Below are 11792 nucleotides of genomic sequence, written 5' to 3'. Positions count from 1 at the left end.
AGGGAGTTGTTGGGTCCTTTGCGGAAGGTGGTGCCGATGGGGTGGACGGGCGGGAGGTAGACGACGTCGAAGCCCATGTCGGCGATGGGTCCCAGCCGGCGGGCGGCGGTGCGGAAGGTGCCGTGGGGGTGTTCGGCCGTGCCTTCGGAGCGGGGGAAGAACTCGTACCAGGAGCCGTACAGGGCGCGTTCGCGCTCCACCAGCAGGGGCATCGCGTTGGAGGCGGTGACCAGTTCCCGCAGCGGATACCGGGCCAGCACCTCCTCCACCTCCGGGGCTAGGGCGGCCTTCAGCCGGTGGTGGACCGAGAGGGTGTCGTCGCCGAGGGCGCGGGCGGCGGCCAGCACCAGGTCCCGCTCGGGGCCCCTCGGCACGCCGGCGGCGGCCCGCTCGTACAGCTCGGCGCCCTCCTCCAGGACCAGGCCGGTGTCGATCCCGGCCGGCACCTTCACCGACGCGGTGTGCCGCCAGGTGGCCAGCGGATGGCTCCACGCCTCCACACGGAAGGTCCAGCGTCCCGTCACGTCCGGGGTGATCTCCGCCCCCCACCGGTCGCTGCCCGGCGCCAGCTCCCGCATCGGCGTCCAGGGGCCGCGCCGGCCCTTCGGATCACGCAGGACCACATTCGCGCCCACGGCGTCCTGCCCTTCGCGGAACACGGTGGCCGTGACCTCGAACGTCTCCCCGGCCACCGCTTTCGCCGGGCGCCTGCCGCACTCCACGGCCGGCCGGACATCACGTACCGGTACACGGCCGATGGCCGGGGTCCTGCGCATGTTTCTCACCTCCGCCGTGCGCGGAGCCGGGCGCCCGGCCCGGCCCCGCGATCCGAATAGCCGGGACCGGCCGCTCGCCGGTCCCGCAGGGAACGCCTTGTACGGTGCCAGGTCAGGGGCTTGGCGCCGTGGAACGCCGCTCCGGCGGCGGCGCTCTTCTCGCCGTCCGGCGCGGCTGCGGCCGCCCGTCCTGCTCCCGCAGATAGGTGACCAGGTTCGTGCGGAGATAGCGCTCGGCCGCGTCCGCGGCCTCGCGGGCGCAGCGCTTGCCCATCAGCACGCACAGGGTGTACCCGGAGTCCTCGAAGGTGGCCCGGACCGTGCGGTCGTACGGCGAGGCGAGCATCACGCGCTCCCACGCCCGGTACCGCCGCAGCTGCCGGGCCACTTCGGCCTTGGCGGGTAGCAGCATGGCCCTCTTCACCTTCCACGCTCTCGACTGGGCGCGTTCCCGACGGTCGGGTGGTGTCCGCGCAGGGGAGGGCGCGGCACCGTTACGGCGATCGAGGCTTTCACTTATGGTGCACGCGCGACGACGCAGCGTCTTGTTGGATCTTCAACGAGAGTGGTGTGTCCGGGGCTCGTGTTGCACGAATGGCGTAGTGCGCGCACCGTGGAGATGACTCTGAAGCGATCAGCGCTCACGCTGTGTGCCCGGAACTCCGTCCGGGCGGGCGCGGGGAGCGAGAGCTTCGCCGGTGAGGAGCAAGCGACGATGAAGACCGCAGTGCCCTGCTACTACCACCTCGACGTGGAGGTCGGTCCGGAACGGGTGGGACAGGTCGGCCGCATCCTGGCCGCCCATCTGCGCCACTGGGACCTGGACAGCCTCGTGGACCCCGTCCGGCGCGGTGCCGAACTGCTGCTGCGGGCGATCGACGCGCACGCGAGGGACAAGCACACCTCCATCGAGATGTGGTGGAACGGCCAGCACCTGATCACCGCCTTCGGCGGCGCCGACCCGGAACTGCGCCCGGACCCCGACCTGCGGTCCTGCCTGGCGGACATCGCCGCCATGAGCGACGGCTGGGGCTGCTGCGCGTCGGACGCCGGTACCACCATCATCTGGTTCTCGCAGCGCGCCCGGGCCGGCCAGCGCGTCCCGCTGGTGCCGCTCGCCCCCGCCCCCACGCTGCGCACCGGCCTGAGGGTCCCCCGCGACGAGCCGGTGGCCGTGCTGGCCGGCCGGGCGTCCGCCGGTGACGCCCCCCTGGAGGGCAGCCGGTGACCGCGCGCACGGCACGCACGGGGGTGCCCGTCTGGAGCGGGCACCCCTACCCGTTGGGCGCCGCCTTCGACGGGCAGGGCACCAACTTCGCCCTGTTCAGCGAGGTCGCCGAGCGCGTGGAGCTGGTCCTCGTCGACGACGCGGGCGCCGAGACCCCCATCCGGCTGCACGAGGTCGACGGGTTCGTCTGGCACGCGCACCTGCCCGGTGTGGGCCCCGGGCAGCGCTACGGCTACCGGGTGCACGGCCCCTGGCAGCCGGCGTTCGGCCACCGCTGCAACCCCGCGAAGCTGCTGCTCGACCCGTACGCCCGCGCCGTGGACGGCCAGATCGACAACCACCCCTCGCTGTACGAGCGGGCCCCGGACGGGCCCGCCCCGGCCGACAGCGCCGGCCACTCCATGCTGGGCGTGGTCACCGACCCGTTCTTCGACTGGGGCGACGACCGCCCGCCCCGGACGCCGTACGCGGACTCGGTGATCTACGAAGCCCATGTCCGCGGCCTGACCCGCACCCACCCGGACATCCCCGAGCGGCTGCGCGGCACCTACGCCGGCCTCGCCCACCCGGCCGTGACCGAGCACCTCACCTCGCTCGGTGTCACGGCGGTGGAGCTGATGCCGGTGCACCAGTTCGTCCAGGACGGCGTCCTCCAGGACCGCGGGCTGTCCAACTACTGGGGCTACAACACCATCGGCTTCTTCGCCCCGCACAACGCCTACGCCGCCTTCGGCACCCGCGGCCAGCAGGTCAACGAGTTCAAGGCCATGGTGAAGGCGCTGCACGCGGCCGGCCTCGAAGTCATCCTCGACGTGGTCTACAACCACACCGCCGAGGGCAACGAACGCGGCCCCACACTGTCCTTCCGGGGCATCGACAACGCCTCCTACTACCGCCTGGTCGACGGCGACTGGGCGCACTACTACGACACCACCGGCACCGGCAACAGCCTGCTGATGCGGCACCCCTTCGTGCTCCAGCTGATCATGGACTCGCTGCGGTACTGGGTCACCGAGATGCACGTCGACGGCTTCCGCTTCGACCTCGCGGCCACCCTGGCCCGGCAGTTCCACGAGGTGGACCGGCTCTCGGCGTTCTTCGACCTGATCCAGCAGGACCCGGTGATCAGCCGCGTCAAGCTGATCGCCGAGCCGTGGGACCTGGGCGAGGGCGGCTACCAGGTGGGCAACTTCCCGCCGCTGTGGTCGGAGTGGAACGGCAAGTACCGCGACGCCGTGCGGGACTTCTGGCGGGCCGAGCCCGGCTCGCTCGGCGAGTTCGCCTCCCGGCTGACCGGTTCCTCCGACCTCTACCAGCACAGCCGGCGCCGGCCGCGCGCGAGCGTCAACTTCGTCACCGCGCACGACGGTTTCACGCTGCGCGACCTGGTGTCGTACAACGACAAGCACAACGAGGCCAACGGCGAGGACAACCGGGACGGGGAGGGCCACAACCGGTCCTGGAACTGCGGGGCGGAGGGCGAGACCGACGACCCGGCCGTCCTGGAACTGCGCGCCCGCCAGCAGCGCAACCTGCTGGCCACGCTGCTGCTGTCGCAGGGCATCCCCATGCTGTGCCACGGCGACGAACTCGGCCGCACCCAGCGGGGCAACAACAACGCCTACTGCCAGGACAACGAGACCTCCTGGGTGGACTGGGACCTCACCGACGAGCAGCGCGCCCTCGCCGGCTTCACCGGGCGCCTGATCGCCCTGCGCGCCGCCCACCCGGTGCTGCGCCGCCGCCGCTTCTTCCGCGGCGAGACCGCGACCCACGCCGGGCAGCCGCTGCCCGACCTGGTGTGGCTGCGGCCCGACGCCCGGGAGATGACCGACCGGGACTGGGAGCGCGCGGACGCGCACTCGGTCGGCGTGTTCCTCAACGGCGACGCCATCGCCGAACGCGACCCCTACGGCCGCCCGATGACCGACGACTCCTTCCTGCTGCTCGTCAACGGATACTGGGAGCCGGTCGTCTTCCGGCTGCCCGACGAGTCCTTCGGCGAGCGCTGGACCTCGCTGATCGACACCGCCGACCCCGACGGCGTCCCCGACGAACGCGAACGCAAGGCGGGCACCCGGCTCCGCGTCGAGGCCCGCGGCCTGGTCCTGCTCTCCCGCCCCTCGCGCGCCGCGACCTGAGCGCCGGGGCGCCGCGCACGGGCGCTCAGCAGCAGGCGCCCCGCGCGGTGACCGTGAACTGGGCGCCGTCGGCGTCGCGCAGGATCGCCTCCCGTTCGCCGTCGTCGCGCAGCACGCTGCCGCCGTGCTTCTCCGCCGCGCGGGCGCAGGCCGGCACGTCGGTGACCGCGAAGTGGACCTGCCAGTGCGGCCGCACCGAGGGGTCCGGGGCGGCCTCCACCGCGCCCGAGTCGATGCGCGCCACCACGTCGCCCTCGCTGCGCAGCAGCACCTCGCCGCCGTCGTACTCCACCTCGCAGCAGCCCCGCTGCCCGGTCGCCCAGTCCAGGGTCTCGCCGTAGAACATCGCCGCGTCGAAGGCGTCCCGGGTGTGCAGCCGCACGAAGGTGGGCGCCGCCCGCCGCCACGCCTGCCAGTTGGTGACCAGGTCGCCCTGCCAGATCCCGAACGTGGCGCCGTCCCGGTCGGCGAGCAGCGCGGCCCGGCCGGGTGCGAAGGACAGCGGCCCGACCGCGGCCGTACCGCCGCGCTCCCGGACCCGGGACACGGCCACGTCCGCGTCCCGCACCGCGAAGTACGGCGTCCAGGCCACCGCCATCTGCCACATGGAGGCGACGGCGGCGATCCCCGCGACCGGGACCCCGCCCGCCAGCGCGATCCGGAAGTGCTCGCCGAGCTTGGCGGTGCGCCACTGCCAGCCGAGGACGGCCGTGTAGAACTCCTGCGTGGCCTTCAGATCACGGCTGGTCAGGCTCACCCAGCAGGGCGCGCCGAAGACGGAGTGGGTGGAGACGACGTCCTGTCCGCGCCGTCCGCCACCGGGGCTGTCGTGGTTCATGGCAGTCGGGTCCTGCTCTCGGGGCCGGGCGGCCACCGGTATACCACCAGTGTCCGGCCGGACGGGGTGCGAGCGCCTGTCGAGTACCCCGGGTGGCAGGGGGACAGCCCTCTGCGCACGATGGAGGGATGGGAGAGAGCGAGCCGGACCGGATCGCCGCGTTGCAGGCGGAGGTCGACCAGCTGAAGGAGGCCATGGCCTCGCACGCGGTCGTGGACCAGGCGATCGGGATGGTGGTCGCCCTCGGCCGGATCACCCCGGACCAGGGCTGGCAGGTGCTGAAGGAGGTCTCCCAGCACACCAACATCAAGCTGCGCCACATCGCCGAGCTGATCCTGATCTGGGGGCGGCGCGGCGACCTGCCGGACCACATCCGGGCCGAGCTGGAGGACGCCCTGGACCGGTACGGGCCCGAGAGGGTGCCGGGGACCGAGGGGGAGTAGGGGCGTACCGGCGGCGGGAGGGGGCCGTCGTACGGGCGCGGAGGTCAGCGGATCTCCGCGAGCAGTTCCTCGCGCAGCCGGTCGAAGCAGCCGCTGAGCAGCCGCGAGACGTGCATCTGCGAGATCCCGAGCTGCGAGGCGATCCGGCTCTGGGTCATCCCCCCGAAGAACCGCAGGTAGAGGATGGTGCGCTCGCGTTCGGGCAGCGCCTGCAGACACGGCCTGACCGCCGCCCGGTCCACGACGAGGTCGTAACCGGGGTCCGGTCCGCCCAGGGAGTCCCCGAGGGCGTAGCCGTCCGTGCCGGACACCTCGGCGTCCAGCGACAGCGCGGAGAAGCACTCCAGAGCCTCCATGCCGGTGCGCACCTCGTCCTCGCTGAGCCGGGTGTACGCGGCGATCTCGGCGACGGTGGGCGTGCCGCCCCCCGTGGTCTGCGCCAGGTCCTTCACGGCGGCGCGGACCCGGTTGCGCAGGTCCTGCACCCGGCGGGGCACGTGCAGGGTCCACATGTGGTCCCGGAAGTGCCGCTTGATCTCCCCGGTGATGGTGGGCACCGCGTACGCCTCGAAGGCCCGGCCGCGCTCCGGGTCGTAGTGGTCGACGGCCTTGACCAGACCCAGCGCGGCCACCTGGTACAGGTCCTCCAGGGCCTCGCCGCGGCCGCGGAAGCGCACCGCGATCCGCTCGGCCATCGGCAGCCACAACCGGACCAGCTCGTCCCGGAGCGCCTGGCGCTCGGGGCCGTCGGGCAGTGCGGCGAGCCGCTCGAAGGCGGCGCCCGTCTTCGGGGCGTCGTCGTGGGGATGGGTCTTCGTGCTGCCAGTGACACGCATCGCGCGCACCTCTCTCAGCAGGTGCTGAAGGGACAACACCGTGGGAGGTGCGCTCGGACCATGGATAGGACACCGGGGGCCGGCAGTGCGCGGTCTCCCACGGACGTGCCTCCTGTCCGAAGCACTGTTGTGCCCTTTCCCGCCAGGGAACATCTCTAAACAAATAATACGAAAAGGGGCTATACGGACCAACGGGTCGGACGGGTCGCCGATCTTGTCCCGGACGTGATGTGCGGCACGCGGGCGAAGACGGCCGGAACCCGCCGCGCGGGTGTTCTTCCTGGGCAGCGCTTGATCACCGGTCAGCGGGCCCCAATTCCCCTGACCACGGTGCGTTCCGGCCATTTGACAGTGTGCTCGGCACACAGATAGACAGCAGCTCTCGAAGGTCGAGAGGGGCACTGTGTACGAGCCGAACGTGGTCGGTGACTGGCGGGAGTGCGAGGAGCATGCCGGTCTGCGGATCCGCGTCCACCGCCTGGAGGCGGCCGAGCCGCCGCGTGGACGGGACGACGCCGCCGCCGGGCTGACGTATTTCAGTGTCCGGGTGACCGTGGAGAACCGCGGCGCCCGGCCCTGCGGCATCCACCTGGAGGACGGCCAGATCGACGTCCGCGTCGGCCCGGACGGCGAGGGCGCCTTCATCGACTGGCGCAACTCCCAGTTCATCGAGGGCTTCGACGTCTACCCGCTGCGCCGGGCCACCGCCGTGGTCTACGCCGCCGCCCCCGAGGCCGCCCTCGGGCACGTGGACGTCCAGGTGCAGCTGCGGGTGGACGAGGAGTGGACCGGCCGCCGGCTGTGGGCGGGCGGCATCGGCGTCCTGGAGCCGGCCCCGGCGGCCGCCCCCGCGGCCACCGGGCAGGGCAGCCTCGCCCACCAGGTCTCCGCCTTCCTGCGCGACCAGGCGGAGCCGGGCTCCGCCTGACCCGGCCCCCGTACGGGCCCGCCGGCCGACGCCCTGCGGGGCTCAGTGCGGGATGCCGTCGATGATCTCCCGCGCGCCCTGGCGCAGCAGCGCGACCGCGACCGAGGTGCCGAGGGTGGCCGGATCGAGCCGCCCCGCCCACTCGTGGGCGTTCAGCCGTGTCTTGCCGTCCGCGGTGAACACGCAGGCCCGCAGCGAGAGTTCGCCGCCGCGGTCCACGCGCGCGTACCCGGCGATCGGGCTGTTGCAGTGCCCTTGCAGCACGTGCAGGAACATCCGCTCCGCGGTCGCCTCCCGGTGGGTGTCCGGGTCGCCGAGGCCGCTCACCGCGTCGATCAGCCCGGTGTCGCCCTCCCGGCACTGCAGGGCCAGGATGCCCGCGCCGATCGGCGGCATCATCGTCTCCGTCGACAGCACCTCGCTGATGACGTCGCTCCGGCCGATCCGCTCCAGGCCGGACACCGCGAGCAGCAGCGCGTCCGCCTCGCCGGCGGCCAGCTTCTCCAGCCGGCGGTTGGCGTTGCCGCGGAACGGCACGCACTCCAGATGCGGGTGGGTCGCGGCCAGTTGGGCGATCCGGCGGACCGAGGAGGTGCCGATCCGGGTGCCGGCCGGCAGCTCGTCCAGGGTCAGCCCGCCCGGGTGGACCAGCGCGTCGCGGATGTCGTCGCGCCTCAGGAACGCGGCGAACACCGTGCCGGCGGGCAGCGGCCGGTCGGCGGGCACGTCCTTCACGCAGTGGACCGCGAGATCCGCCTCCCCGGCGAGGAGGGCCGCGTCCACCTCCTTGGTGAACGCCCCCTTGCCCTCGACCTTCGACAGATCGCCCATCCACTTGTCGCCCGTCGTCTTCACCGGGACGACCTCGGTGCGCACTCCCGGGTGCAGCACGGCCAACTCGGCGCGGACCCGCTCGACCTGGGCCAGGGCCATGGGGGAGTCGCGGGAGACGATGCGGATCAGTTCCGGTGCAGACATGGGGACACGATAGACCCTGGGCCGGGACGGCGCCGGTCGCACCACCCGCGCCGGACGGGAGGCACCGGCCGCCCCGGCCACGGGAGTTCGTCCGCCGGCCGGGGTCAGCCCGGCTCGTCCGGCAGGTCCGCCGCCGACTCCTCGGGGGTGAGGTCCAAGCGGAGCCGCAGCCAGGACGGCTGGCGCAGCATGCCGTGCCGGGTGCGGGTGCTGTAAGCGACCTCGCCCACCAGGTGGGGCAGCACCCAGCGCGCCTGGGGGATGCGCGGCACCGGGTCGAAGGGGCACCGGTCGCTCGCCGCGTCCCGCAGCAGTTCGGCCAGCCGGACGCGTTCCGCCTCGCTCCAGCCGGTGCCCACCCCGCCGACGTAGCGCAGCCGGCCCTCCGGGTCGCGCTGGCCGGCCAGGACCGCCCCGGGCAGTCCGGTCAGCCGGCCCCTGCCGGGCAGCCAGCCGCCGACGACCACGTCCTCCGCGCGCATGTTCCGGATCTTGATCCAGGCGCGGGAGCGGACCCCGGGCTCGTACACCGAGTCCAGCCGCTTGCACACCAGGCCCTCCAGCCCGTGCTCCCGGGTGGCGCGCAGCGCCTCGGCGCCGTGCCCGGTCACCGCGCCCGGGGTCGACCAGTACGGCCCGTTCAGGCCCAGCTCCTCCAGCCTGGCCCGCCGCCGCGCGTACGGCAGCCGCAGCAGGGGCCCGGTCAGGTACGGCACGTCGAACAGCACCAGGTGCACCGGCACCCGGGCGGCCCGGCGCGCCGCCCGCGCCGGGGCGTGCGCGAGGCCCATCCGGCTCTGCAGCAGCTGGAAGTCGGAGCGCCCCCGCTCGTCCAGGGCCAGCACCTCGCCGTCCAGCACGGCGGGCGTGGACCCCAGCGCGGCGCCCAGCGCCCTCAGTTCGGGGTAGGCCGCGGTGATGTCGTCGCCGGAACGGGCGCGCAGCAGCACGCTGCCGTCGCCGGGCAGGTAGACCAGCACCCGCTGGCCGTCCTGCTTCGTCTCGTACGCCCAGCGCCGGTCCTGGGCGGCGGGCGGCAGGCTGCCGGGGGTGGCGAGCATCGGCGCGATGAGCGGCAGGGGTGCGGCGGTCACGGCAGAAGGTCTCGACCGGCCCCGGCCCGCTCACGCGCCTTTCCCGCGCGGTTCCCCTGAACGGGCCCCGCGCCGCCGCCCCGGCGCCGGGTCAGCCGACCGGCTCGGCCGGCGCGGCGGCGGCCGTCGCGGACGCGGGGGCGGTGCCGGCCGGGCGGTGCCGGGGGAGGAACGCGGCGAGCAGGAACGCGAGGGCCGCCGCGCCCGCGCCGAGCGCCATCACGGCCTTGAAGCCGTCCTCGGACGGCAGCGCGTGGCCGCCGAGGCTGATCGTCATCTGGGCCAGGATCACGCCCGCCACGGCACTGGCCACCGAGGTGCCGATCGACCGCATCAGCGTGTTGAGGCTGTTCGCGGCGGCCGTCTCGGAGGCCGGGACCGCGCCCATGATCAGCGCGGGCATGGCGCCGTAGGCGAAGCCGACGCCCGCGCCGATGACGCAGGAGACCAGCACCAGCTGCCAGATCTCGCTCATCAGCACGACGCCGAGCGCGTACCCGGCGGCGACGATCACCGCACCGGTCATCAGGGTGGTCTTCGGGCCCCGCGTCTTGGTGATCAGGGCGGAGACCGGGGCGGTGGCCATCATCACCAGGCCCTGCGGGGCCATCACCAGGCCCGCGGTGAGCATGGACCTGCCCAGGCCGTAGCCGGTCTGGACGGGCAGCTGGAGGAGCTGCGGCAGGACGAGGGCCATCGCGAACATGGAGAAGCCGAACGCGATCGAGGCCAGGTTCGTGAACAGCACCTGGCGGCGGGCCGTGGCGCGCAGGTCCACCAGGGGCTGTGCCGTGCGCAGCTCGAAGAGGCCCCAGGCCGCCAGGACCACCACGGCGAGCGCGAGCAGACCCAGGGTGGTGCCGCTGCCCCAGCCCCAGTCGGCGCCCTTGGAGACCGCGAGGAGCAGCGAGACCAGCCCGACGGCCATGCCGAGCGCTCCGGTCAGGTCGAACCGGCCGCCGGTGCGCACGTCGGACTCCGGCACCAGTCCCAGCACCAGCGCGGCAGCGACGGCGCCGAGGCCCGCGGAGGTCCAGAACAGCACGTGCCAGTCGTAGTGGTCGGCGATGAACGCGGCCGCGGGCAGCCCCAGGGCGCCGCCGACCCCGAGCGAGGCGCTCATCAGCGCGGTGCCGCCCGCCAGCTTCTGCGGCGGCAGCTCGTCCCGCATGATGCTGATGCCGAGCGGGACCACCGCGGCGGCCAGTCCCTGCAGCGCACGGCCGGTGATCATCGGCACCAGCCGGTCGCTGAGCGCGCACACCGCCGAGCCGGCCACCAGCAGGGCCAGGCTGACCAGCAGCAGGCGCCGCTTGCCGAACATGTCACCGAGCCGGCCGGCCACCGGGGTGGCGACGGCGGCGGCCAGCAGCGTGGCGGTGACCGCCCAGGCGGCGTCGGACGGCGAGGCGTGCAGATAGCCGGGCAGCTCGGGCACGATCGGGATCACCAGGGTCTGCATCAGCGACACGGTGATGCCGGCCAGGGCCAGCACCGCGACCACGGCACCGGGCCGGGACGGCGCCGAGCGGCCGGGCTCGGCGGGCCGGGCGGGGGCGTCGGACATGAAGGGAACCTTCCGGGGAGAACGGGGGAGCGGCGGGCCGCTTTTTAAGTCAACTGCTTGACTTACTGTAGCGGTCGTCCGCCGGGACCGGTGTGGGGAGCGGCCGTCCGCCGTGGCGGGTGTGGGGAGCGGTCGGTCACCGGGCGGGCCCGGTCCGGGCGGGCGGCCCGCGCGCCGTAGGCTGTGACCGGCTGGACCTCGCCCGCCCCGGCCGAGGACCCGGGGCGGAGTGCGGGACGGACCGCCCCCGGGGTGGCGCACGTCCCGGAGCGGTGGTGAGCATGGCGCGCAGGACGGCGCGGACCGAGCAGGTGAACGCGACGCGGGAGGCGATCCTGACCGCGGCGGAGCGGCTGTTCGCCGAGCACGGCGTGTACGCCGTCTCCAACCGCCAGGTCAGCGAGGCCGCCGGCCAGGGCAACAACGCCGCCGTCGGCTACCACTTCGGCACCAAGGCCGACCTGGTCCGCGCGGTCGCCCGGCGGCACACCCGGCACATCGAGACGCTGCGGGAACGGGCCCTGGCGGAGACCGCGGGCTCCACCGACGTGCGCGACTGGGTCGGCTGCCTGGTCCGCCCGGTCACCGAGCACCTCGCCGGACACTCCGGTCCGACCTGGTACGCCCGCTTCTGCGCGCAGGTGATGACCGACCCGGCGCTGCACGACATCATGGTCGAGGAGTCCCTCGCCTCACCGGCGCTGCGCGAGGCGGTCGAGGGCCTCGACCGCACCCTGCCGGACCTGCCGCCCGAGGTCCGCGCCGAACGCGGCCAGATGGTCCGGCTGCTGATCCTGCACACCTGCGCCGAGCGCGAGCGGGCCCTCGCCGAGGGCACCCCGACCCCGCACGCCACCTGGAGCGAGGCCGCGACGGGGCTCGCCGACGCGATCGTGGGCCTGTGGCTGGCCCCGGTCAGCGCCCGGGCGGCGGCACCGGGGGACTCCTCCTCGGACTGAGCAG

The 11792-nt window shown here is 73.8% G+C and carries 12 protein-coding genes; 5 read left to right on the top strand and 7 right to left on the bottom strand.

Annotated features, from left to right (window positions below; translation table 11 throughout):
- Both ACZ63H_RS34440 and ACZ63H_RS34435 read right to left on the bottom strand, forming a co-directional pair.
- The coding region (locus ACZ63H_RS34440) for a maltotransferase domain-containing protein (RefSeq protein ID WP_469871918.1) at nt 1-776 on the bottom strand (776 nt) is incomplete at its 3' end.
- A 112-nt stretch (nt 777-888) separates the two neighbouring features.
- The gene (locus ACZ63H_RS34435; RefSeq protein WP_469871916.1) at nt 889-1188 is read right to left on the bottom strand and encodes a DUF5133 domain-containing protein; all 300 of its coding nucleotides are present in this window, start codon (nt 1186-1188) and stop codon (nt 889-891) included.
- A 303-nt stretch (nt 1189-1491) separates the two neighbouring features.
- Here ACZ63H_RS34435 and ACZ63H_RS34430 point away from each other — a divergent pair, with 303 nt between their 5' ends.
- Nucleotides 1492-2004: a pep a2 gene (locus ACZ63H_RS34430; RefSeq protein WP_469871914.1), complete on the top strand. Its 513-nt coding sequence runs from the start codon at nt 1492-1494 to the stop codon at nt 2002-2004.
- A complete protein-coding gene (gene glgX, locus ACZ63H_RS34425) occupies nt 2001-4145 on the top strand; it encodes a glycogen debranching protein GlgX (protein ID WP_469871912.1) in 2145 nt (714 codons plus the stop codon). The genes ACZ63H_RS34430 and glgX overlap by 4 nt, the downstream gene beginning before the upstream one ends.
- A 25-nt stretch (nt 4146-4170) precedes the next feature.
- Here the strand turns inward: glgX and ACZ63H_RS34420 are convergent, their stop codons facing one another.
- On the bottom strand, nt 4171-4983 hold the full coding sequence (locus ACZ63H_RS34420; RefSeq protein WP_469871910.1) for a VOC family protein: 813 nt from the start codon (nt 4981-4983) through the stop codon (nt 4171-4173).
- Between the two features lie 128 nt (nt 4984-5111).
- On the opposite strand from ACZ63H_RS34420, the gene ACZ63H_RS34415 reads away from it, so the two are divergent.
- A complete protein-coding gene (locus ACZ63H_RS34415) occupies nt 5112-5426 on the top strand; it encodes an ANTAR domain-containing protein (RefSeq protein WP_469871908.1) in 315 nt (104 codons plus the stop codon).
- Between the two features lie 44 nt (nt 5427-5470).
- On the opposite strand, the gene ACZ63H_RS34410 is transcribed toward ACZ63H_RS34415, so the two are convergent.
- Complete coding sequence (locus ACZ63H_RS34410; RefSeq protein ID WP_467942564.1) at nt 5471-6262, bottom strand: RNA polymerase sigma factor SigF; 792 nt, start codon at nt 6260-6262, stop codon at nt 5471-5473.
- Nucleotides 6263-6665: 403 nt separating this feature from the next.
- Between ACZ63H_RS34410 and ACZ63H_RS34405 the strand changes: the two genes are divergently transcribed.
- The gene (locus ACZ63H_RS34405; protein WP_469871906.1) at nt 6666-7190 is read left to right on the top strand and encodes a hypothetical protein; all 525 of its coding nucleotides are present in this window, start codon (nt 6666-6668) and stop codon (nt 7188-7190) included.
- Between the two features lie 42 nt (nt 7191-7232).
- Here ACZ63H_RS34405 and hemC read toward each other — a convergent pair whose 3' ends face one another.
- The 3 genes from hemC to ACZ63H_RS34390 all read right to left on the bottom strand — a co-directional run bounded on the left by hemC (nt 7233) and on the right by ACZ63H_RS34390 (nt 10829).
- Entirely contained in the window at nt 7233-8168 is a 936-nt protein-coding gene (gene hemC, locus ACZ63H_RS34400; RefSeq protein ID WP_469871904.1) for a hydroxymethylbilane synthase, read from the bottom strand.
- Between the two features lie 104 nt (nt 8169-8272).
- Nucleotides 8273-9229, bottom strand: coding sequence for an ATP-dependent DNA ligase (locus ACZ63H_RS34395; RefSeq protein WP_469871920.1), 957 nt, complete (start codon nt 9227-9229; stop codon nt 8273-8275).
- A 124-nt stretch (nt 9230-9353) separates the two neighbouring features.
- On the bottom strand, nt 9354-10829 hold the full coding sequence (locus ACZ63H_RS34390; RefSeq protein ID WP_469871902.1) for an MFS transporter: 1476 nt from the start codon (nt 10827-10829) through the stop codon (nt 9354-9356).
- Nucleotides 10830-11110: 281 nt separating this feature from the next.
- Here ACZ63H_RS34390 and ACZ63H_RS34385 point away from each other — a divergent pair, with 281 nt between their 5' ends.
- Nucleotides 11111-11788, top strand: a complete 678-nt coding sequence (locus tag ACZ63H_RS34385) for a TetR/AcrR family transcriptional regulator (protein WP_469871900.1) — start codon at nt 11111-11113, stop codon at nt 11786-11788.
- Nucleotides 11789-11792: the final 4 nt, after the last annotated feature.

This window comes from Streptomyces sp. NPDC104831 (genome assembly GCF_055583025.1).
This window is presented reverse-complemented; position numbering and strand designations above follow the sequence as displayed.